Here is a 23,173-nt window from a genome sequence, read left to right on the forward strand (position 1 = left end):
ATTATTTTACTATAACAGTTATAACAATGATTAATTAACTAAGACTGGAGGGAGGGCAGAATTAAATTTTTATTATCAACTGTATTTTAAAAATAAAAAAAATTGAGAGGGGTAGATATTAATGAACGAAGCCGTAATTGTAGGTTCAGCTCGTACAGCAGTAGGTTCCTACGGAGGGTCACTGGCGAATATAAGCGCTGCAGACTTGGGTTCTATTGTTATTGCGGAAGCTCTCCGCAGAGCAGGTGTTGCTCCTAATCAGGTGGACGAAGTAATTATGGGTAATGTTGTGCAGGCCGGTTTAGGACAAAACCCGGCTCGTCAAGCATCTGTAAAAGCGGGTATACCTGTTGAAATACCTGCCTGGACATTAAATATTGTATGCGGATCAGGTTTAAAAACAGTTGCCACAGCTGCTCAGATGATTTGCGCTGGTGAAGCCGATATAATCGTGGCCGGAGGTACTGAAAACATGTCTACGGCCCCTTATCTGGTACCAAAGGCCCGCTGGGGTTACCGCATGGGCGATGCTAAATTGGTAGATACAATGATTAAAGACGGCTTATGGTGTGCATTTGGCGATGTGCATATGGGCATAACTGCAGAGAATGTTGCAGAAAAATATGGTATTACAAGAGAAGAGCAGGATATTTTTTCAGTTGGCAGTCAACAGAAGGCTATCGCAGCTATTGACGCAGGGCGTTTCAAAGATGAAATAGTACCTGTTCAGGTGCCCTCTAAAAAAGGTGAACCTGTATACTTTGATACTGATGAGTTCCCGCGCCGTGGCACTACACTTGAAGCGCTGTCTAAGTTAAAACCTGCTTTTAAAAAGGATGGCACTGTAACAGCTGGTAATGCATCAGGTATTAACGATTCAGCGGCTGCCGTGGTAGTCATGTCTGCTAATAAAGCGGCTGAGCTAGGTATAAAACCTTTATTTGCCATTCGGTCGTCAGCGACCGCCGGTGTTGAACCTGCATATATGGGGACGGGGCCGATTCCAGCCAGTAAAAAAGCGCTCTCTAAGGCCGGTATTACTGTTGCAGACCTAGATCTAATCGAGGCTAACGAAGCATTTGCGGCCCAGTCACTGGCAGTAGTTAGAGGGCTGGACCTGCCCGTGGATAAAACAAATGTTAATGGCGGTGCCATTGCCATTGGACATCCCATTGGCGCCAGCGGTACCAGAATATTAATTACCCTTATGCATGAAATGAAACGGCGGAACAGCAAGTACGGTTTAGCAACGTTATGTATTGGTGGCGGGCAAGGTGTAGCTCTGGTGGTCGAAAATATATAAGTTGGTTTAGCTTTCATAATAATTACCCCGTATTTTTAAAATTAACACATACATTGGAGGTGTTAATATGGAAATTAATAAAATAATGATTATTGGTGCAGGGCAAATGGGCTCTGGTATTGCTCAGGTAGCAGCTGTAGCTGGATTAGAAATTGTATTGAACGATATTAAAGACGAATTTGTAAATAAGGGTATTGGTGTTATCGAGAAGAACCTTAAACGTGAGGTAAGCAAAGGGAAGTTGGACGAGGCTGGTAAGGAAGCAATATTGAAGCGCATAACGCCATCCACAAGTATTACGGATGCTAGTGATGTAGATCTGGTTGTGGAAGCAGCTGTAGAGAATATGGAAATTAAAAGCAAAATTTTTCGTGATTTAGATGAAATTACACCACAGCATGCAATATTAGCCACCAATACTTCTTCTTTGCCTATTACTGAAATAGCCGCTGTAACCAAGCGCCCGGAAAAGGTTATTGGCATGCACTTTATGAATCCAGTGCCGGTAATGAAGCTTATAGAAGTTATACGTGGGCTGGCTACGAGTGACGATACTTTTAACATTGTAAAAGAACTTAGTGAGCGGATGAAAAAGGTGCCTGTGGAAGTAAACGACTCCCCCGGTTTTGTTCTTAACCGGGTGTTAATCCCCATGATTAACGAAGCTATATATTGTGTGCATGAAGGGATTGCCACCCCTGAAGCGGTAGACCAAAATATGAAACTAGGTGCTAACCATCCCATGGGACCGTTAGCATTGGCAGATTTAATCGGGTTGGATACGTGCCTTTCCATTATGCAAGTGCTGCATGAAGGTCTTGGTGACAGCAAGTATCGCCCCTGCCCACTCCTGCGCAAATATGTGGCTGCTGGCTGGTTGGGCAGAAAAACCGGACGCGGTTTTTATGTGTATGATAAATAAATAATACCGCAGGAGGTTTGCTATGGGTTGGAATAATATTTTATTAGAAAAAGAAAATGAAATTGCGGTATTGACCATAAATAGGCCAGATGTTCTCAACGCCCTGGATGCGGAAACTTTACAAGAAATCGGTACGGCAATGGATCAGCTGGATAACGATAATGAGGTTAGAGTGGTAATTTTAACGGGTGCAGGATCTAAAGCATTTGTGGCTGGGGCTGATATTGCCTACATGCAAAAGCTTACACCGATGGAGGCAAAAAACTTTTCTCGTATTGGACAAAAGGCATTCAGTAAGATTGAAAATCTGTCTAAACCGGTGATTGCTGCAATTAATGGATTTGCCCTGGGTGGCGGTTGTGAACTGGCCATGGCCTGTGACATTCGCATCGCATCTGATAATGCGAAACTTGGTCAACCTGAAGTTAGTCTGGGTATAAATGCCGGTTTTGGCGCGACGCAACGGTTACCCAGATTGGTGAATCCCGGTATAGCAAAAGAAATGTTATTCACTGGTGATTATTTTAGTGCTGAGAGGGCTAAAAGCATAGGTTTGGTAAATGATGTGGTACCTGCCGCTGAATTGATGAAATACTGTATGAATATGGCAAAGCGCATTGCTGCTCGAGCTCCAATAGCAGTTCAACTGACCAAGGAAGCGATAAATGACGGTCTTGAAATGGACCTGGAAAAAGGATTTATACATGAGGCTGATATTTTCGGAGTTGCATTTTCTACGGAAGATAGGGATGAAGGGTTTGCTTCATACTTAGATAAAAGAAAGCCTGAATTCAAAGGAAAATAAAAAACGACGTTCGTAATAAAGACACTTAAAAAGCTTTATTTCATAAAATTTAAGTGCGCAAAAAAAGACGATTCGCATTCAATTTTTGAATGCTGAATCGTCTTTTAAGTTTTATACATTTGCGTTTATCGCTTTAACAGCATTAGTTTTAGGAGTCGTTTGATTTTTACTGAATATAGCCATTTCACCATGCAATTTCATGCCGATTAGACTTGTAAATGATGCCACGCCATACCTGTAGCACATTGCACGGTTAAACAGGTGTTTTTTCTTTCTAGGACATACCATTATATGTGGCAATTTTTGTACAGGCAAGACTATCAGCTATGTAACTTACAAGGTAGCGGAAACAACACACTTCGGCATTGCTTTCGTCTATTTTTGTAATTTTAAAATTAGATATGTTATAATAAAAAACAGTTATTGAATATAAAGATGGTGAAAATTTGAAAAAGTATCTTATTATTACATTTGGCTGTCAAATGAATGAACACGATTCCGAGTTAATAGCTGGTATGCTGGAGAATAAAGGATATTTTCTTGCCGAGGGCCAAAATGATGCAGATATAATTGTGTTAAATACCTGTTGCGTTCGAGAAACTGCTGAAAATAAGGTATTTGGGCTGTTGGGCAGGCTAGGCAAGCTAAAAAAACAAAAACCTCATTTAATTATCGCGATGGGTGGATGTATGAGCCAGCAGGAGCATATTGCAACAAAAATAAAGCAGCGTTTTAAGTATGTAGATATCCTGTTTGGTACACATAATATACATATGCTGCCGGATTTAATCGACCAGGCAGAGGAACAAAAAAAACAAGTTATTGATATCTGGTCTGAGCGAAAAGATATTCAAGAAGGGCTAACAGTTAAGCGTTTTCAAGGTTTTCGCGCTTGGGTTAGTATTATGTTCGGGTGCAACAATTTTTGTACCTATTGCATAGTTCCATATGTAAGGGGTAGAGAAAAAAGTAGACAACCTGAGGATATTATTAAAGAAATTAAAGAATTGGTAAACAATGGCTATTGCGAGGTGACATTACTCGGGCAAAATGTTAATTCTTATGGCAAAGATTTTAACCCAGTTATAGATTTTTCTGATTTACTGATCAAGATAAATGCTATCGATGGCTTAAAAAGAATTCGCTATATGACTTCTCACCCTAAAGATTTTAGTGACAAACTGATTATGACTATTGCGCAATTAAATAAAATATGTGAACATATTCATCTGCCTGTACAGTCGGGCAGCAACAAAATATTAAGGAAAATGAACCGGGGTTATACCAGGGAAGACTACCTGAAATTAGTGAAAAAAATCCGTACTGCTGTGCCTAATGTATCATTAACTACCGACATAATTGTAGGTTTTCCTGGAGAAACAGACGATGATTTTTCAGATACTATTGATTTAATAAAAGATGTAGAATTTGATAGCGCCTTTACCTTTATTTATAATAAAAGGCAGGGAACCCCTGCGGCTGCTATGGAAGAACAGATTCCAGATTCAGTAAAGATATCTAGAATAGAGAAGCTCATTGCATTACAAAATGAAATCAGTTTACGCAGAAACAATATGGAAGTGAGTAAAACACATCTCTGTCTAGTCGAGGGACCGAGCAAAACTAATGCGAATTTAATGAGTGCCAGGACAAGTACAAACAAAATTGTGATTTTTCAAGGTAATAAAGAGCTGGTGGGTAGCTTGGTGCTGTTGCGTATTACCGGGTACGGTCTTACTCATCTTGAGGGAGAAGTTATATCAGAGTAAGTACATATGTGGAAGTAAAGCTTTAAAATAATTAACGGAATTACTAAACGTAATGGGCAAAGTACTGAAAACGCGCCTATTCGGTGTCCACTCTGCGTGTGCTTTTCAGTACGTTATCCTTAGCTCTTTCCATAAAATAGCAAGCATTACTTTCTAAATACAAATAAGCTATCTGTTGGATGGCTTAAAAAGTCTTGATATACAGAAATCAAAACGCTCCCATAGTTTTTTATATGACCTATCCTCTTAAGGATATTGTAAATAGCTGTTAGGAGCATTTTAGCAATGCAATGATTGCCTGATTCTAACCAAGAGTTATTTAAGCTTTAAATAGCGTTTACGGATTTCTGAATACTTTAGTTTTTTATTACATCGGTCACATTGTTCCAAAGTGGTTTTATGTAACAACCAGCTTTTTCTGGACAATCCTTTGATTTTTGTTATTTCAAGAGTTGGAGAAGGTTATAGAGGAGATTAATAGAATGTTCTTCAGGCTGTAAGTGAAAATGAATCTTACGTTGATGATTGCGGCTCCCTCTAGCGACGCGTTTGCACTCACTGAACAAGGAGAACCCCTGCGTTATTGCGCTGGGTTTTATTATTGATTGAGATTGATTTGTACTCGAATGATTAAATTTCTTTATGTTATAATATTCCCGGGAGGGGTATTTGGTGGCTTATTCTCCGATGATGCAACAGTACTTACAAATTAAGCAAGATTATCAAAATCATATTCTAATGTTTCGCATGGGAGATTTTTATGAGATGTTTTTTGATGATGCTCTGCTGGCGTCTAAGGATTTGGATATAGCTTTAACTGCCCGTGAGGGGGGCGGTGGAGAAAAAGTACCTATGTGTGGTGTACCTCATCATGCAGCCCAATCATATATTGCCAGGCTTATTGAGAAAGGTCGCCGGGTGGTCATATGCGAACAAATTGGGGATCCCAAACAGGCTAAGGGGCTTGTAAGAAGAGAAGTAACAAGAATTGTTACCCCCGGAACTGTGATGGAAGGTCAGTGTTTAGATGATAAAAACAATAACTATCTGGTAGCCGTTTTAGCTGAAGAACAAGGCTGTGGGTTAGCTTTGGCTGATATATCCACAGGTTTGTTCAAGGCGACGCAATTCACCGGTTCTAGTGCTTATAATGAATTGATTGACGAGTTATACCGCCTGCAGCCGGCAGAGTTGCTGTTGCCGCGTAGTTATCAAGGTGTTTTAACTAAAATGCTGGCTGGCATGACCAATGTTTTGCTTACTGTTATTGATGATGAGTTATTTAATATTGAATCAGCTAGAAATATTATGGAACGCCAGTTTAACGGGGATTGGTTGCACACAGGTATAGAAAGGTTTGTATATGGTTTGCGTGCTGCTGGTGTAATCTTGTTTTATTTAACTGATACACAGAAAAGAAGCCTGCAGCAAATGAAAAGCCCCCGGATATACAATACTAATCAGTATATGAAGATAGATGCGGTATCACGACGTAATCTAGAGTTAACCAGTTCTATCAAAGAAGGTATGCGTTGGGGTACACTCATCTGGGTGCTTGATTATACAAGCACAGCGATGGGTGGACGCTTGTTAAAACAATGGATTGAACAACCGCTGTTAGACACGGTTTTAATAGAACAGCGCTTAGATGTTGTAGAAGAACTATTAAATAATTTACTCTTGCGTGCTCAGTTAAAAGATGCGTTAAAGCAAGTGTATGATTTGGAACGTCTGGCGGGGCGAGTGGCATACGGAAGTGCTAATGCCCGGGATTTACTAGCCTTAAGGAAGTCTTTTGACGTATTACCGGAGATTAAGAGCTTGATGGCAAACGCACATACGGAATTTTTAGTTAAGCTAATTGAAAATATAGATGATATGTCTGACATCAATAAACTGCTGCTTCAGGCACTGGAGGATGAACCCCCTCTACAAGTCCGGGACGGTGGTATAATCAAAGATGGTTATCATCCTGAGGTGGATCGCTTGCGTGCAGCTCTTCGTAACGGTAAAGACTGGCTAGCTCAGTTAGAGACTGAAGAGCGCCAGAAGACAGGCATTAGATCCCTAAAAGTTGGTTATAACAAGGTTTTTGGATATTACCTGGAAATCACTAAAGCTAATTTAACTCAGGTCCCTGATTATTTTATACGCAAACAAACTCTGGCCAACGCGGAGCGGTTTATTACTAACCAATTAAAAGAATATGAAGATATGATTATAGGTGCGGAAGACCGGCTGGCGCAGCTGGAATTTCAGATTTTTAATGATATAAAAAGCATAGTAACCGGTAATTTGCGACGCATACAGAGTACCGGCAGCAATTTGGCAGTTTTAGATGTATTGGTTTCTCTTGCGGAGGCGGCTGAACGGGGGAATTTTGTCAGGCCAATCGTGAATACTAATAAAAAAATAAACATTTCAGATGGTAGACACCCAGTCGTGGAACGGGTATTGAAGGCAGGAAATTTTGTGCCCAATGATACCTACATGGATGAGCACAGTTCATTTGTTTTACTCACCGGGCCTAATATGGCAGGCAAAAGCACTTACATGCGCCAGGTAGCGCTGATTATTTTAATGGCTCAAATGGGAAGCTTTGTACCGGCGTCCGCAGCTGAAATAGGTATGGTGGACTATATTTTTACTCGCATTGGTGCAGCGGATGATCTTGCCGGTGGACGCAGTACCTTTATGGTGGAAATGAGTGAGTGCCGGGATATTGTTAATCATGCCACTGCCAATAGCCTAATCATTATGGACGAAGTTGGCCGGGGGACGAGTACATATGACGGAATTAGTATTGCTCGGGCTCTGGTAGAATATATTCACGCAGAAATTAAAGCAAGAACGCTATTTTCTACTCATTATCATGAATTAACCGACTTAGAGGCTTTACCAGGTGTGGTCAATTATACAGTCAGTGTTCATGAGGAAAATGATGAAATAATTTTTTTAAGAAAAGTTCTACCGGGTAAAGTTGATAAAAGTTATGGAATTCAAGTTGCCCGTTTGGCGGGCTTGCCGGATAAGATTTTAGATCGTGCCCAAGATGTTTTGCAGCAGATGGAAATAATCAGTAATGGTAAAAGAGCTGCCGCTGAATTTCAAGGTGAAAAAGGTGACAGTTCACCAGCGGTTGATATTAATGCACTTTGCGCTAATTGCAGCGACAAATACTTAACCGGAGAATTAAAGAAAATAAATGTGTTGCAAATAACTCCGCTGGAGGCTATGAATTTAATATATCAATGGTCAGAGCAATCAAAAAAAGAGTCTTGGAGGTTAGCAGGGTTAAAGGAGTAAAGGCCAAGTGCCGACAATTATTTCTTATGATTTTAGTAATGTAATAGTCCGGAGGTAAGGCTATGTATATTGGTATTGATGTAGGGGGTACTAGTACTAATGCGGTACTCCTTGAAAATGGATTAGTGCGCAATTTTGCAACAGTGCCTAGCAGTGCTGATATTATTACCTCATTGCTGGAAGCGTTAGAGAAGATTATTGCTAATGTGTCCTCGGAATCAATTGAACGGATCGTATTAAGCACGACTTTAATTACTAATTTAATTGCGGAAAAAAAATATGCACCGGTAGGTCTGATGCTTATACCTGGGCCGGGTTTAAGCCATGAGCATTATCAGTATCACACTGATACGTATATTCTATCTGGTGCCATTGATTACCGGGGGCGGGAAACTATGCCCCTGATTGATGATGAAATAGATCAAGCCATCAATGCTTTAAACGCCAAGGGTTATAAAAATGTAGCCGTTGTAGGGAAATTTTCGGTGCGGGACAACAGTCATGAACTTAAAGTTGTCTCCAGGATCAAAGACTTGCACCCGGACTGGCATGTGGAAATGGGGCATCAGGTGGCGGGCCAGTTAAATTTTCCGCGTCGTGTAGTGTCCACAATGCTGGCTTGTGCCACCAGAGATAAATATGCTTTTTTTGTGGAATCGGTACAGGAAGCTCTTCGTAGCCGTGGTATTTCAGGTACCGTATATATCCTTAAAGCAGATGGTGGTACCATGCCGCTGAATAAAGTAACCGGTATACCTATCGAAACTATTTTTAGCGGTCCGGCCGCCAGTACTTTGGGGGTGCAGGCACTGATACCACCTGGGGAAACCTCGGTGGTAGTGGATATTGGTGGTACGACTACTGACCTGGCTTTAATTTTAAGCGGCCAGCCCCTGCTTTCCTCGAAGGGTGCACCGGTATACGAGCAGTTAACCCAGGTTCGGGCGCTGGCTGTTAAATCTGTGGCTGTGGGTGGAGACAGTTTAGTACAACGAGTAGGCCAAGCAATTAAGGTTTTACCTGAAAGACTGGGACCGCCGTTTTGCCTGGGGGGGCCTATGCCTACGCCGACTGATGCCTTAAGGGTGCTGGGACTTATCAGGGTTGGCGATGCCGAGCGGGCTTGTGAAGCGATGGACATGCTGGGTAGTCCTCTGGGCATGAGTTATAGTGAAGTTGCTCAAAGGATAATAAATCTAGTTGTCGATGCAATTGTACAGCAAATAAAATATATGTTTACTCAGTGGGAACAGGAACCCGCGTACCGGGTCTGGGAGGTATTACAAAAGCGTAAAGAACGACCGGAGATGGTTGTGGGAGTGGGCGGCGGTGCGGCCGGTTTTATCACCCAGATAGCGGCAAAGTTAGGCGCTAACCCGGTGCTGCCACCTTATGCCTCGGTGGCCAATGCCATTGGTGCTGCTGTGGCTATACCTACGTTACAAGTCGACTTGCGGGCGGATACTGAACGAGGTTATTACACTGTTGAGCAGGAGGGTTACCAGGGAAAAATTGAAAATAAACGTTTTACTGAGGAAGATGCTCTACTTTTAGCCGAGGAATGGTTGAAAAAACGGGCGAGTAAGCATGGCTTGTGCAACCCCGTGGATAATCCGGAAATCACTCGCCGGGATGTGTTTAATCTGGTGCGCAACTGGTCCACCACCGGAAGAATATATGATATCAGTGTACAGACCCCCAGAGGGATTATCAACTATATTGGTGCAAAGGGCGGGTGTAGTGATGCCTAAAAAAACCGGTGTAATTTTTTTTCCTGCGTTTGACTGGGCTATATCGCCAACTCATCCCGAAAGGGAGGAGAGATTACTATATACTCGGGATCAAATTTTTGAAGAGGGCGTCATGGATTTACCTCAGATCCAGGAGTTTGCACCCCGGTTAGCTACATTAAAGGATATAACCAGGACGCATTTTTGTGTGCCGCAGGTGCAAAATCAGGTTACTGAAGCGCATTTAATTGCTGCCGGTTCAGTAATGCAACTTGGAGACAGTGTGGTCAGTGGAGAGATCCAAAACGGTTTTGCTATCGTTCGCCCGCCGGGGCATCATGCCATGCGTGTTGTTCACGGCAACCGGGGTTTTTGCAATATCAACAATGAAGCTATTCTCGTTGATTATCTGCGCCACCAGCATGGTATTAGAAAAATTGCAATTGTGGATTCGGATGTCCATCACGGCGACGGTACTCAAGATATTTTTTATCACGACCCTGATGTTTTGTTTATCTCGTTTCACCAAGACGGGCGTACTATTTATCCGGGTACAGGTTTTACCAATGAATTAGGTGGTCCTGGTGCTTATGCTCGCACGCTTAATGTTCCCCTGCCACCGGGTACTGCAGATGAGACCTTTATGTACGTGTTGGATAATCTGGTTTTACCAGTGGTAAAGGATTTTCAACCAGAGCTGATTATAAATTCTGCGGGGCAGGATAACCATTATAGCGACCCCTTGGGGAGTATGCGGTTCACTGCCCGGGCTTATGCTGATTTTACTAAAAAATTAAAGCCTCATCTCGCTGTGTTGGAGGGCGGTTATGCCATTGAAACTGCGCTGCCCTACGTTAACCTGACCATTATTCTAGCCTTGGCGGAAATTGATTATGCTAACGTTAAGGAACCAGATTATGTGCCGGGAAAATTTAAAGAAAGCCCTGAAAAGGTGGCGCAAGTGCATCGCATGGTGGAGCATTTGTCCGAAATCTGGGCTAATAAGGCTAAGGTGGATGTGTCTAAAATCTTTGGTACAGGAAAACATTACCAAAGGAATAAGTTTATTTATTATGATACCGATTACATTGAAGAAAAACAACAAGAGCAGGTGCGCATGTGTACTGATTGTCCTGGTTACCTAAGCATTGCATCACATGCTCAAAGGGGTCACCGAACATCAGTTAGGGTTTATACTGTTTCCATACCTTTTCAAGCTTGTCCATCCTGTCAATGTGAGGCATATGATATTTATGAGCGGGTAAAAAAACAACAAGAATACGATTTTGTTTATCTGCAGGATAAATTGACCGATACCTATCGGACTTACGCTAAGAACAAGGGACAGGAATGGATAACGGAAGGATAAGTCAAGAAAATGCCTAAAATTATCTTATTAAATGAAGATACAGCCTGTCGTATTGCGGCAGGCGAGGTGATTGAACGACCTGTTTCCATTGTAAAGGAACTAGTGGAGAATTCGCTGGATGCCGATGCTGATCTGGTAAACATAGCCATCACCAACGGAGGTATTGGCGCCATTGAGGTGGTGGACAACGGGTGTGGCATTAGCCAGGAGGATACCCCCCTGGCTTTTCACCGTCATGCCACCAGTAAAATTATAAGCTCGGCTGACCTAGAGAATATTCGTACCTTAGGTTTCCGGGGCGAAGCACTGCCGAGCATTGCTTCTGTGGCACATCTGACCATAAAAACAAGAGTACCAACCAATCACGAAGGTTTTCAGATGGTTATTCAGGGTGGGCAAGTGCTACATAATGGACCGGTTGGCTGTCCGGTGGGTACAATGATTAGTGTCAAGGACATTTTTTTTAACACTCCGGCGCGTCGCAAACATTTAAAGTCCAAGACTACAGAGGGTGGGCTTATAGCAGATTTTGTTTATAAAATGGCACTAATCAAACCGCAAACTAAATTTATATTTAATCACAACGGGAGAGAAGTTTTCCGTTCCCCAGGTTCTGGTAAATTGCATGATGTGTTGGCCTCGGTTTATGATGTTCGCGCTGCTAAAATGATGCTGCCGATAACCGGTGAAGAAGCTGGTGTTAAAATAGATGGATATATCAGTAAACCTGAGCTTAGCCGCAGCACACGCCAGCACATGACTGTGGCGGTGAATGGGCGGCTTGTCCACAGTTCAGCCGTTAATACGGCACTCGAACAGGCTTACCGGGGTAAATTAACTGTTGGCCGCTACCCGGTAGCGGTTATTTTAATTTGGCTCCCGTTTAAACAAGTTGACGTGAATGTACACCCGGCCAAAATGGAAATAAAAATGGAGAATGAAGAACAAGTAATGAGGTTGGTTATTTCAGCGGCCAGCAGAGCGCTTAGGGAAACAAACTTAATTCCTTGTCAGTCCAAACTGCCTGCTGCCAGTGAGCCATATAAGCTTCAATTTCCAATAAATACAAAGCAATATCCTATAACCCCAAAGAGTAAAATTAATGATATGGTTGCAGCAAATTGGAATGGCAAGCAAACTAGTACCATGGTCGATATTCCGGCAGCGCCTGTGTTGCCGATAGGTCTAGAAGGCGAGCTGTCGAAAGGACCGGATCCCAATACTGGATGCGATATAACACCAACCCATATAACTGAAGTTGAAAATGCCTTCAGCCAGTTAGCTGAAATGGCCAACGATTACAGAAATAACTGCGCGTTTCCAGATTTACATGTTATAGGTCAATTAATGAATACGTATATTCTAACTCAGACCGGGGATGGTTTTTTTGTGGTTGATCAGCATGCCGCCCATGAACGCATTTTATTTGAAAAGTTTCTATATACATTAAATAGAAGCACACCGGAAGTGCAGTATTTATTAACCCCGGTTAATATCAGCTTAAGATTACATGAAAAAGAATTGCTCAAGGAATATGCTGCTAATTTGCAAGCCGTGGGCTTTGTCTTTGAAGATTTTGGGCGAGATAGTTTGTTACTGCGTGGTATACCGGTGGATTGCTCCCCTAGAGAGAGCGAACAATTGATTGCAGACCTAGTTGAGACCATTATTGAACAAGGTAAACCTGGTGAAGCTGAAAATAAACATGCAGTAGCTGCTCTATTGGCGTGTAAAGCAGCCATTAAGGCAGGGGACAGGCTGTCTATGGAAGCTATGCAAATGCTTATCGCGCGTTTGGCTAGGGCTGATGAACCATATACCTGTCCACATGGCCGCCCAACTACGGTATCCTTCACCCGACGGGAGATTGATGCCATGTTTAAACGTACTTAACCGGAGTGTTAGCATTGATTGCGGTATAAAATTGGTCTGTTCTGGAAAAAATGAATTGATAAGTGTTAACAGATCTACAACAGTTTATTTGGTATGTTAGGATTGATGATATGGGATGGTTATGAAACATAATGCTAAAATACCTTTAATGGTTATTGCTGGTCCTACGGCTACCGGTAAAACTGAAATAGCCGTAGAGGTGGCACAAAATCTTAATGGTGAAGTGGTTTCAGCTGATTCCATGTTGATCTACCGTTATATGAATATAGGTACTGCCAAGCCTACGATGCAGGAAATGAAAGGTATTCCCCATCATTTGATAGATATTATTGACCCCAGTGAAGATTTTTCGGTGGCTTGTTATCAGCAATTAGCCAGGGAGGCCATCGAAAACATCTATCTTAGCGGTAAAATACCTTTATTGGTAGGGGGAACCGGTTTTTATATAGATGCAGTACTTTACAACTATGATTTTAGTGGAGCAACGGTGGATAGGGAGTTAAGAAAGTCCCTGCACCAAATGGCTGAGGATAAAGGGAACGAAGCTGTATATAAACTACTTCAAATATACGACCGGGAAACCGCTGCCCGTATACATGTCAACGATTTAAAGAGAATCATTCGGGCACTGGAAATATACAAGCATACAGGTACGACTGGTGCTCTATTTAGAAATGCTAATAAACAAATCTACCGGGATTACGAGGTAATATTCGTTGTTCTATATTACGATCGCAAGACACTATACCAGCGTATCGAAGCCAGGGTGGATAAGATGATCAAACAAGGTTTGGTAACGGAGGTGCGAGGTTTACTGGATGCCGGTTATCAGCGTAACTTGGTTGCCATGCAGGGATTGGGCTATAAAGAAATTGTCGGTTTTTTATTAAACGAGTATTCGCTAGATGAAGCGGTGCAGTTACTGAAAAGAAATACAAGAAGATTGGCCAAGCGGCAGTTGACTTGGTTTAGACGATATAGTAGTATCAAATGGATAGATATGGAGAAGTATGATACAATTAATAAAGTTACAGAAGTTATAAAAAACTTATGGCTAAATGCCCAGTGTCAGTAGAAATAAAAATATAAAATGCTAACGGAGGGAACTATATGACAAAACCCCAGATAAATTTACAGGATGCCTATTTAAACCAGGTCAGAAAAGATAATATCCCGGTAACAATTTTTTTGGTTAATGGCTTTCAATTAAAGGGTATGATTAAGGGATTTGATAATTTTACGGTTATTATGGAAAGTGATGGCAAACAAATGATGGTTTATAAGCATGCCATTTCTACCGTTAGTCCTATGAAACCGGTCAACACATCTTTTTCTGATTATAAGCCTAGCTGAATAATAGGGTATTAAGGACCACGTCTTTAGTTATTGGTAATAAATGCCAGTTTATTAGTTCACTGTATCTGTACTCTCAGACCTGCAGTTTGACTTGGTCTCTCTATTTAGAGAGACTTTAATTTTTAGTCAGGTTCACCTGACCGACGCATAGACATATATAAAGGCTCGGTGAGGTGATGGAATGGTTAAAATTAAAATGTGGCATAACACAGGTGGCAAGGGTATGGGTGAGGAGAAAGATACCCAGCAAACTGATAAGATTTTATTAGTTCCTGAAAAGCACGGGGTCAAGGTTGTTGATGCGGAGAATAATATCCATGAGATTAAAAAAGAGCTGGATGCCCTAGTAGGCTTAAGTAATGTAAAAAAACATATCAATGAAATATATGCATTTATGGAAATTCAAAAACGTCGTACCAGAGAAAAACTACACACTGAATCTCAAACACTACATATGGTATTTAAAGGGAATCCAGGCACTGGAAAAACTACAGTAGCCAGGATCCTGGGTAAATTATTTCGGGAAGCGGGTATTTTACCAAAGGGTCATTTAGTTGAGGTAGAACGGGCTGATTTGGTTGGAGAATACATAGGTCATACAGCTCAAAAATCAAGGGAGCAAATTAAAAAGTCACTGGGTGGGATTTTGTTTATCGACGAGGCGTATTCTTTGGCCAGGGGCGGAGAAAAAGATTTTGGTAAGGAAGCCATTGATACTTTAGTTAAAGGCATGGAGGATCACAAGGACAATTTAATTATTATCCTGGCTGGTTACGGAGAGGAAATGAATAAATTTATGCAAACCAACCCAGGTTTGCGTTCTCGGTTTCCTATACATATTAATTTTCCCGACTATTCGACAGATGAATTACTTGCTATAGCAGATATGATGCTGCAACAAAGACAGTATATTTTATCCAATGGAGCTAAGGAAGAACTGCGTATGATCATTGAAGCCATGCCCCGACTGCATGAGCATAACGGCAACGCTAGGTTGGTGCGCAATTTAATTGAAAGGGCTATGCGTGTACAGGCGGTGCGGCTCATGGACCAGAAGGAGTTAACCAGGGAAGATTTAGTAGTGTTAAGTCGGGAGGATATCTTGGGTGCAAGGGAAAGCGTTCAAAACTAATCATTAAAATACCAAGGAGTGGATAGGTACAGTTGAAAGATTTAACTAGTTTTGTTGCAGGAGTTGATCAAAGGGCTGAAGAAATAATAAGTAGCTTAAAACCTATAGAATATGCAAATCATTGCAAAGTACTAGATGCTTTTAGAGAGATGCGGGTGAGTTCCTACCATCTTAAGGGTTCAACTGGTTACGGTTATGATGACGAAGGCAGGGAGATACTGGAAAAGGTATATGCCCGGGTTTTTGCCACCGAGGACGCTCTGGTGAGAGGGCAGATAGTGAGTGGTACCCATGCTATTGCCTTATGCTTGTTTGGTGTGTTAAAGAACGGTGATACATTATTAACTGTGCAAGGCAAACCGTATGATACACTAGAGGAAATTATTGGTGCTCAACAGGCTGTCGAAGGTTCATTATGCAGCAAGGGGGTCAAATACCGGCAAGTAGAATTATTACCAAATGAACAGCTTGACTGGTCTAGTATTGAAGACGCGTTGCGTCAGCCTGTTAAAATGGTGCTGCTTCAGCGCTCATGCGGTTATAGTACCAGGCCTTCCTTAAATATGATTATGTTGGACAAGCTTTGCCGGTTTATTAAGGAAAGGCAGCCGGATACCGTGATATTTGTAGACAATTGTTACGGTGAATTTGTGGAACAATCCGAACCAACTGAACACGGTGCTGATTTGATTGCCGGTTCGTTAATTAAAAATCCAGGAGGGGGCTTGGCTCCGACTGGAGGTTACGTTGCGGGCAAACAACATCTTGTCCATTTGGCCGCCAAGCGCTTAACTGCTCCTGGTATCGCAGCCGATGTAGGGCCAACGTTAGAGTGGCAGCGTCAGTTTTATCAGGGGTTTTATATGGCTCCCCATACTGTTATGGAAGCATTGCGCGGTGCTATTTGGGGGGCATGTTTTTTTGAAGCTTTAGGCTATGAAGTTTATCCAAATCCGGAGACGCCCCGTACTGATATTATTCAGGCTATTAAGCTTGGTTCTGCGGAACTCTTACAGGCATTTTGCCGGGGTGTGCAGAATGCTTCGCCGGTGGATAGTCATGTAGTACCAGTCCCTGCTCCAATACCTGGTTATTCACATCAAGTCATCATGGCCGCTGGAACTTTTATACAAGGTGCTTCGTTAGAGTTTACTGCAGATGCACCTTTGCGAGAACCGTATATAGCTTATTACCAAGGTGGTCTTTCTTATCAATACACCAAAATAAGCTTAATAAAGGCGGCCGAGGAAATTTTACGGCGGTGATAAAGAATGAATTTTAAACAGTTGGAAGCTTTTGTCCGGGTAGCCGAACTACAGAGTTTTACTAGGGCCGCCAGGCAATTATACATGAGTCAGCCTGCAATTAGCTTTCAGATTAAAGCTTTAGAGGAAGATCTCAGTGTCACTCTTTTGCAGCGAAGTGAAAGAAAAGTTGCCCTTACAGAGGCAGGAAGGTTACTTTATCCCGAGGCTAAGCAGATGTTGGGTCATTATAATAAAATAAAAGCGGGACTAGATGCTCTGCGAGGATTAAAGGCTGGTCATATGGTTATTGGGGCAAGTACTATTCCAGGGGAATATCTTTTACCCATCATTATCGGTGATTTTAGGAGCAAATATCCCGGAGTGCGGGTAAACCTGCGTATTGCTGGTAGTGGTGATGTGCTCAAGTGGTTACAGGAAAGAGACATTGACCTGGGCGTAGTAGGTGCCTTGGGGCAGCAAGAAAATGTAGAGTTTACTAAATGGCTTGATGATGAATTGGTGCTGGTCGTTCCGCCAGGTCACCACTGGTCCGGGAAGACCATTGATGTCTCTGAACTGGTTAATGAAAAGCTGATACTGCGGGAAGAAGGTTCCGGCACCCGAAAATCAATGTTTGATATTCTCGAAAAACATGGCATTTCTATTGATGACCTCAAGATTGAAATGGAGTTAGGCAGTACCAGGTCGGTAATGAGTGCTGTACAGGCCGGTATGGGCATAGCACTAGTCTCTAGTTGGGCAGCAGCAGATATTATTGAAGCTGGCAAAATGGGTAGAACCAAATTAAACGGTATTGACATGACCAGGAGTTTTTATTTGGCTAGATACCATCCTGGTATTGCCAACTATGCTGCTGACGCATTCATGGATGTACTCAAAAAATACGATGTAGCTTGTAATTAATATATTTAAAAACTCTTTATTGCCTTTTAACATTAAGGAGTTTATTGATTTTATTAAGACTGTACCCAGTATTTAAACATCTTAACCAATACGGGCGACAGCCTGTTTTTTTTTCAGGATGCAGCCGAATTGTTGTTTTTGATATATATGCAAACTTTATCTTCAAGTCTGAGCAGGTAGTTATGGACAGTGAAAGCAATTTTAGCTAATATGTTTTTGCTAAAAGGATTTATTAACGTTATTATATAATGTGGGGTAATCAATTATATACGACGTAAAGCAAAGATTCAGACTTTTGTGAATAAAAAGTTTTACAAATTTAAGGAAAAGGATATATATTAAAGAATATTTGTGTTAAAATTTAACATAAATAGAATAACAAAGTGGGTTAAGTGTATTGTTATAGATATACAAGGGGGGAAACACCATTAAATCGATTGATGTTGCCGATATCTCACAGGCGGTTGCTAAACTTTGTATTGATGCTAATTATTTCCTTGATCAAGATGTGATAAGTGCTCTGCAAAAGGCGTATGAAGAAGAAATTTCTCTAACTGGTAAAGAGATTATCAAACAGATAATTGATAACGCAAATATTGCTGAGAAGGAAGAAGTCCCCATGTGCCAGGATACCGGGTTTACAGTGGTTTTTGTAGAACTTGGACAGGATGTTCATATTGAGGGAGGCTCCTTTGAAGATGCCATATATGAGGGTGTACGTAGGGGATATACCGAAGGTTACCTAAGAAAATCTATAGTAAGACACCCGTTAGATCGGGTTAATACTGGTGATAATACACCAGCAGTGGTATACTATAAATTAGTACCAGGTGATAAACTTAAAATAATGGTAGCCCCTAAAGGGGGTGGTAGTGAAAACATGAGTGCAATAAAAATGCTGAAGCCTGCTGAAGGGGTAGAAGGAGTTAAGCAATTTGTACTGGATACTGTACTGGCAGCCGGACCAAACCCATGCCCACCGATTATTGTTGGCGTTGGTATCGGCGGAACGTTTGAAAAAGCAGCCTTGTTGGCTAAGGAGTCATTATTACGGGCAGTTGGTAAACCAAACCCCAGTCCGGAATTGGCAGATTTGGAAAGGGAATTGCTGATTAGTATAAATAAGCTGGGGATTGGGCCCCAAGGCTTGGGGGGACGTATTACAGCTCTAGCCGTACATGTGGAAGTTTTCCCTACCCACATTGCCAGCCTGCCAGTTGCGGTTAATATCAATTGCCATGCTAGCAGGCATAAAGAAATTATTTTATAAGGCGGTGGGGTGAAAATATGTTAGAAAATATATCCATGACTCCCATTAGACTGAAGACCCCTGTCACCGATGATATTATTAAACAACTCCGGATTGGTCAAAAGGTTCTAATTAATGGTTTTTTATATACTGGCCGTGATGCAGCGCACGCAAAGCTGGTTGCATTAATTGATAATGGCCAGGATTTGCCAATAACTTTGAATGGGCAGATTATTTATTATGCAGGGCCATCTCCAGCCAAGCCCGGTAGAATTATCGGATCAGTCGGTCCCACCACGAGTGGGAGGATGGATTTATATGCTCCAAAGTTAATTGCGCTGGGGTTAAAAGGCATGGTGGGCAAGGGTAAGCGGTCACCCGAGGTGATCAAGGCAATAAAACAGTATAATTCGGTATATTTTGCTGCTGTTGGCGGAGCGGCTGCCCTTATCAGTAAAACGGTCAAGCAATGTGAAGTAGTTGCTTACCCGGAATTGGGTCCGGAGGCGATTTATCGGTTGGCAGTCGAAGATTTTCCCGTGATTGTTGTTAATGACACGCAAGGTGGAGATTTATACGAAGAAGGTATTAAAATGTATGCTGCGACCAGTTAATTGAAGGGTTGGGAGGATGGCTGTGAAATGGTTTGAGTATATAGGCAAAGTTCTATTCAATACCATTGACATCCATGTACCCCAAGCTAGGACGGTGGCTATCGGATGTGGCAGCTAAAATGATACAGGGTATGGGCGACCATATAGAGAAAGAGGCTGACAAGTAAACCAGTGGTATTTATATTGCAAGTAAAAGTGCTCCGCCAGGAAAATGCTTGGGACATGCTGGTGCGCTATTGAAAGATTGGTCATAAGTAATAGAAAAAAGAAAAACCAGTATGACGTTAGTGCCACAAAAAATTCTTTATGCATTCTGAATTCAAACTGGTGGCCTGCTGGTTTTGATTGTATGAAGCGATTTGAGGGGGTTTGCTAAGTATGAGTATGCAGGACAGACTTGAACAACTACAGGTACTGAGGGCTAAAGTGCAGTCCGGCGGTGGTGAAAAAAAGATTGCCAAACATCACGTGTCAGGTAAAAAAACAGCTAGAGAAAGAATAGATTATCTTTTTGATCCCGGCACTTTCAGGGAAATTGATGTTTATGTCGGGGATGTAACTAATAACCCAAGTGAAGGTGTTGTCACCGGATATGGGCAGATAAATGGCCGAAAGGTATACATTTATGCTCAGGACTTTACGGTAAACGGTGGTTCGCTAGGCGTAATCCATGCTAAAAAGATATGTAATGTGATGGATTTAGCCTTGAAGATGGGTGCCCCGATAATTGGTTTAAATGATTCTGGAGGGGCACGTATCCAAGAGGGTGTGGAAGCTTTAAATGGATATGGGGAAATATTTTTTCGCAATACGATAGCTTCAGGGGTCATCCCGCAATTATCCGTTATTATGGGACCCTGCGCTGGTGGGGCAGTTTATTCACCTGCGCTAACTGATTTTATATTTATGGTTGATGGCACTTCGCAAATGTTTATCACCGGTCCGCAGGTGATAAAGGCTGTAACTAAGGAAGAAGTATCTATGGAACAGTTGGGCGGAGCCCTAACCCATAACAAAACCAGCGGAGTGGCTCACTTTATGGGTGAGGATGAAGAACACTGCTTGGATATGGTTAAACAACTGTTGAGTTTTTTGCCGTCTAACAACCTGGAGGAAGCGCCTTGTTATGCTGTCAGGGAACCGGAAATGGATAGCGAAGAACTGCTTGATATTGTACCGGACAAACCCCAGAAACCATATGATGTGAAGAAAATTATTACTGCCATCGTTGATGGCAGTGAATTCATGGAAGTACTACCGGTATACGCCAGAAATGCAGTCGTTGGCTTTGCTAGAATATATGGTCAGTCTGTGGGTATTATTGCTAACCAGCCGAGTTTTATGGCCGGCTCTTTGGATATCAATGCATCAGATAAAATAAGCCGTTTTATCCGGTTCTGTGATGCTTTTAATATCCCCCTGGTTACGTTTATGGATGTGCCGGGGTTCTTACCTGGAACAGCCCAGGAATTTGGCGGCATAATCAGGCATGGTGCTAAGGTGCTCTATGCCTATTCTGAAGCTACTGTGCCCAAAATTACCGTTATATTACGCAAGGCTTATGGTGGAGCATATATTGCCATGTGCAGCAGTTCTTTGCGAGCTGATATTGTTTATGCTTGGCCTACTGCTGAAATTGCGGTTATGGGACCTGAGGGTGCGGTTAATATTGTTAAGCGTGATGAAATTGCTAACGCCTTAGATCCGGAAACGGAAAGAGAACGTTTAGTGCAAGAGTACAGGGACAATTTTGCTAACCCATACGTGGCCAGTTCTCAGGGTTATGTGTGTGAGGTTATTGACCCGCGGGATACCAGGGTTAAGATTATCGACGCCCTGGATGCGCTGAGTAGCAAGCGGGAAATTCGGCCCCGAAAAAAACATGGCAATATACCCGTGTAGAGGGCTAGGAGCAACCTTTTTCAAAAGGGGAATAGAGCAACAACGTAACAACGTTGGTTAAGTGGAGGGACTAGAAAATGGGAGCAAGGTTAGAGAATGGTACCAAGCTTTCAGTTGAACCCAAGACTGCGGCAGTTATTACTGCTGCACTGGCGGTGGGTGGATATTTAAATCCTGGTGACCGGGTAGTGGGAATTAAAAAAAATGGTCAGATGGATCCTTGGAAATATCAAGGTATGATTGAAATAATGACGGGCAGGGATAGCCTTAAATAACAAGGGGTTGCTGCTAAAGCTGAGATTGACTGGCCTGATAGCTTTTGCAGTTCCATTTCTCAATGCTGGGGAGGTAATAAAAGTCTGAAATAAGTTGTCCGGAATTATTGTAACGTAACGAGCATAGCAAAAAAGCCATCCAATGATGACTTAAAAAGAAATTATGGGTTACTTTTTCTCTCCGGCACTTTCGTTATTCGTAGTTGTAACCCCTTTATTAGTAGAGGTAATACAAGCAACAACAAAAGTTTTATGGACATCAATGCCAAAACAAATTGGTTAACGATTTTTTAAGCTATAGAGAAAATTCCTTTCATAAAATTACGGGGATAGACAGCATTGACTGATTGCCTGGTTTTAAACGATTAATGTTTATACAAAGATAATTCTTCGTGCTCGAAGTCACACATTTGTGCTTGGAAAGGCAATCTACACATATATACCAATGCTGAAGAAGCCAACACATTTCATAACATTTTGTGCCTTGAGCGAGGCGAAAGGAATGGGTATATAAATGAAAAAATTTAAGATTGTTGTCAACGGGGAAACCTTTGAGGTGGAAGTAGAAGAGTTAACTACCACATTACCCACACAAACCAAAGTAGTTGCACAAGCTGTTACTAAGAAAGGCAAAACTTATTCGACGGTGCACGGGCTGAATAATGTGACAGCCCCCTTGCCTGGCAATGTCAATGAAATCAAAGTATCTGTTGGCGACCAGGTTAATGTTGGTGATGTACTGATTATTTTAGAGGCTATGAAAATGGAAAATGAAATTACCGCTCCTATCGCTGGTATGATAAAAGAATTGCTTGTGAAAAAAGGACAGGTAGTACAAAGTGATGAATTGTTAATAGTAATAGAATAATAACTTAGGTTTTTGATTGTTGGCCGATGGCCAGCAATGGACTACTGTGAAGTGAAACTAAAACACAAGCCTATTTTTAGGACTTGTGTTTTTTAGTTTGTATTTAAGACAGTTGAGCAAGGATTTTGTTTTGGTACGAACCTAATATACAGTTATTAGAATAAATTCTGATAGCGATGGCCTGTTGAGTATCTCTGCATCAGAACAGTTTGTAAAAAGAAGTGGTTGTCTGATGGATGTTATACAAATACAATACATCAAACTTCCGATAATAAGTATTATGTAAACTTAAATAGCGAACACAGAACCCCACCTGTATTTATCTTATTCATTTTGCAGTTCTTGAGCGTTTGAGAGTTAGCCCGGTGCTGTAAGTCTATGCTAAGCACAACTTTGAGTACGGCTTTGACATTATGCTGTGCTTATATATGTACTAACCCCATACTCGAATGACCGGAATAGCCTAAGTCTAGAATAAATTGAAAATGCATCAATGGTTAGTCGGCCTT

Annotated in this window: 18 protein-coding genes; all 18 read left to right on the forward strand. The window is 41.8% G+C overall.

What is annotated here, in order from left to right; genetic code table 11:
• Positions 1-121: 121 nt before the first annotated feature.
• The 18 genes from SPSYN_RS11860 to SPSYN_RS11945 all read left to right on the forward strand — a co-directional run bounded on the left by SPSYN_RS11860 (position 122) and on the right by SPSYN_RS11945 (position 22,664).
• Positions 122-1,303: an acetyl-CoA C-acetyltransferase gene (locus tag SPSYN_RS11860; protein WP_161822692.1), complete on the forward strand. Its 1,182-nt coding sequence runs from the start codon at positions 122-124 to the stop codon at positions 1,301-1,303.
• Positions 1,304-1,370: 67 nt separating this feature from the next.
• Entirely contained in the window at positions 1,371-2,225 is an 855-nt protein-coding gene (locus tag SPSYN_RS11865) for a 3-hydroxybutyryl-CoA dehydrogenase (protein WP_161822693.1), read from the forward strand.
• Between the two features lie 22 nt (positions 2,226-2,247).
• A complete protein-coding gene (locus SPSYN_RS11870; RefSeq protein ID WP_161822694.1) occupies positions 2,248-3,030 on the forward strand; it encodes an enoyl-CoA hydratase-related protein in 783 nt (260 codons plus the stop codon).
• A 446-nt stretch (positions 3,031-3,476) separates the two neighbouring features.
• Positions 3,477-4,799 (forward strand): tRNA (N6-isopentenyl adenosine(37)-C2)-methylthiotransferase MiaB, encoded by a 1,323-nt coding sequence (gene miaB, locus SPSYN_RS11875; RefSeq protein WP_279279286.1) that lies wholly within the window; start codon positions 3,477-3,479, stop codon positions 4,797-4,799.
• 672 nt (positions 4,800-5,471) lie between these two features.
• On the forward strand, positions 5,472-8,105 hold the full coding sequence (mutS, locus tag SPSYN_RS11880; protein WP_161822695.1) for a DNA mismatch repair protein MutS: 2,634 nt from the start codon (positions 5,472-5,474) through the stop codon (positions 8,103-8,105).
• Between the two features lie 62 nt (positions 8,106-8,167).
• Complete coding sequence (locus SPSYN_RS11885) at positions 8,168-9,856, forward strand: hydantoinase/oxoprolinase family protein (RefSeq protein WP_161822696.1); 1,689 nt, start codon at positions 8,168-8,170, stop codon at positions 9,854-9,856.
• Complete coding sequence (locus SPSYN_RS11890) at positions 9,849-11,204, forward strand: histone deacetylase family protein (RefSeq protein WP_161822697.1); 1,356 nt, start codon at positions 9,849-9,851, stop codon at positions 11,202-11,204. The genes SPSYN_RS11885 and SPSYN_RS11890 overlap by 8 nt, the downstream gene beginning before the upstream one ends.
• A gap of 9 nt (positions 11,205-11,213) precedes the next feature.
• Entirely contained in the window at positions 11,214-13,097 is a 1,884-nt protein-coding gene (mutL, locus tag SPSYN_RS11895; RefSeq protein WP_161822698.1) for a DNA mismatch repair endonuclease MutL, read from the forward strand.
• Positions 13,098-13,218: 121 nt separating this feature from the next.
• Positions 13,219-14,172 (forward strand): tRNA (adenosine(37)-N6)-dimethylallyltransferase MiaA, encoded by a 954-nt coding sequence (gene miaA / locus SPSYN_RS11900; protein ID WP_161822699.1) that lies wholly within the window; start codon positions 13,219-13,221, stop codon positions 14,170-14,172.
• A 35-nt stretch (positions 14,173-14,207) separates the two neighbouring features.
• Complete coding sequence (hfq, locus tag SPSYN_RS11905; RefSeq protein WP_161822700.1) at positions 14,208-14,450, forward strand: RNA chaperone Hfq; 243 nt, start codon at positions 14,208-14,210, stop codon at positions 14,448-14,450.
• Between the two features lie 184 nt (positions 14,451-14,634).
• Positions 14,635-15,585, forward strand: coding sequence for an AAA family ATPase (locus SPSYN_RS11910; RefSeq protein WP_161822701.1), 951 nt, complete (start codon positions 14,635-14,637; stop codon positions 15,583-15,585).
• A 32-nt stretch (positions 15,586-15,617) separates the two neighbouring features.
• Positions 15,618-16,850, forward strand: coding sequence for a methionine gamma-lyase family protein (locus tag SPSYN_RS11915; RefSeq protein WP_161822702.1), 1,233 nt, complete (start codon positions 15,618-15,620; stop codon positions 16,848-16,850).
• Between the two features lie 6 nt (positions 16,851-16,856).
• Positions 16,857-17,756, forward strand: coding sequence for a selenium metabolism-associated LysR family transcriptional regulator (locus tag SPSYN_RS11920; RefSeq protein ID WP_161822703.1), 900 nt, complete (start codon positions 16,857-16,859; stop codon positions 17,754-17,756).
• Between the two features lie 427 nt (positions 17,757-18,183).
• Positions 18,184-19,026 carry a fumarate hydratase gene (locus SPSYN_RS11925; protein ID WP_161822825.1) on the forward strand — a complete coding sequence of 281 codons (843 nt, stop codon included), beginning with the start codon at positions 18,184-18,186 and terminating at the stop codon, positions 19,024-19,026.
• Positions 19,027-19,061: 35 nt separating this feature from the next.
• Entirely contained in the window at positions 19,062-19,619 is a 558-nt protein-coding gene (locus SPSYN_RS11930) for a Fe-S-containing hydro-lyase (protein ID WP_161822826.1), read from the forward strand.
• A 378-nt stretch (positions 19,620-19,997) separates the two neighbouring features.
• Positions 19,998-21,521, forward strand: a complete 1,524-nt coding sequence (locus SPSYN_RS11935; RefSeq protein ID WP_161822704.1) for an acyl-CoA carboxylase subunit beta — start codon at positions 19,998-20,000, stop codon at positions 21,519-21,521.
• Between the two features lie 77 nt (positions 21,522-21,598).
• Positions 21,599-21,796: a hypothetical protein gene (locus SPSYN_RS11940; protein ID WP_161822705.1), complete on the forward strand. Its 198-nt coding sequence runs from the start codon at positions 21,599-21,601 to the stop codon at positions 21,794-21,796.
• Between the two features lie 514 nt (positions 21,797-22,310).
• Complete coding sequence (locus SPSYN_RS11945) at positions 22,311-22,664, forward strand: biotin/lipoyl-containing protein (protein ID WP_161822706.1); 354 nt, start codon at positions 22,311-22,313, stop codon at positions 22,662-22,664.
• Positions 22,665-23,173 lie beyond the last annotated feature (509 nt).

This window comes from Sporotomaculum syntrophicum (assembly GCF_009932395.1).
Taxonomy (GTDB): Bacteria; Bacillota; Desulfotomaculia; order Desulfotomaculales; family Desulfallaceae; genus Sporotomaculum; species Sporotomaculum syntrophicum.

What these genes read in the sequence shown, in the direction of transcription:
- SPSYN_RS11890 (WP_161822697.1), top strand. Translation starts at nt 9,849, where the DNA reads ATGCCTAAAAAAACCGGTGTAATTTTTTTTCCTGCGTTTGACTGGGCT.
- miaA (WP_161822699.1), top strand. Translation starts at nt 13,219, where the DNA reads ATGAAACATAATGCTAAAATACCTTTAATGGTTATTGCTGGTCCTACG.
- mutL (WP_161822698.1), top strand. Translation starts at nt 11,214, where the DNA reads ATGCCTAAAATTATCTTATTAAATGAAGATACAGCCTGTCGTATTGCG.
- SPSYN_RS11860 (WP_161822692.1), top strand. Translation starts at nt 122, where the DNA reads ATGAACGAAGCCGTAATTGTAGGTTCAGCTCGTACAGCAGTAGGTTCC.
- SPSYN_RS11945 (WP_161822706.1), top strand. Translation starts at nt 22,311, where the DNA reads ATGAAAAAATTTAAGATTGTTGTCAACGGGGAAACCTTTGAGGTGGAA.
- SPSYN_RS11940 (WP_161822705.1), top strand. Translation starts at nt 21,599, where the DNA reads ATGGGAGCAAGGTTAGAGAATGGTACCAAGCTTTCAGTTGAACCCAAG.
- SPSYN_RS11910 (WP_161822701.1), top strand. Translation starts at nt 14,635, where the DNA reads ATGGTTAAAATTAAAATGTGGCATAACACAGGTGGCAAGGGTATGGGT.
- SPSYN_RS11920 (WP_161822703.1), top strand. Translation starts at nt 16,857, where the DNA reads ATGAATTTTAAACAGTTGGAAGCTTTTGTCCGGGTAGCCGAACTACAG.
- hfq (WP_161822700.1), top strand. Translation starts at nt 14,208, where the DNA reads ATGACAAAACCCCAGATAAATTTACAGGATGCCTATTTAAACCAGGTC.
- SPSYN_RS11865 (WP_161822693.1), top strand. Translation starts at nt 1,371, where the DNA reads ATGGAAATTAATAAAATAATGATTATTGGTGCAGGGCAAATGGGCTCT.
- SPSYN_RS11885 (WP_161822696.1), top strand. Translation starts at nt 8,168, where the DNA reads ATGTATATTGGTATTGATGTAGGGGGTACTAGTACTAATGCGGTACTC.
- SPSYN_RS11935 (WP_161822704.1), top strand. Translation starts at nt 19,998, where the DNA reads ATGAGTATGCAGGACAGACTTGAACAACTACAGGTACTGAGGGCTAAA.
- SPSYN_RS11870 (WP_161822694.1), top strand. Translation starts at nt 2,248, where the DNA reads ATGGGTTGGAATAATATTTTATTAGAAAAAGAAAATGAAATTGCGGTA.
- SPSYN_RS11930 (WP_161822826.1), top strand. Translation starts at nt 19,062, where the DNA reads ATGACTCCCATTAGACTGAAGACCCCTGTCACCGATGATATTATTAAA.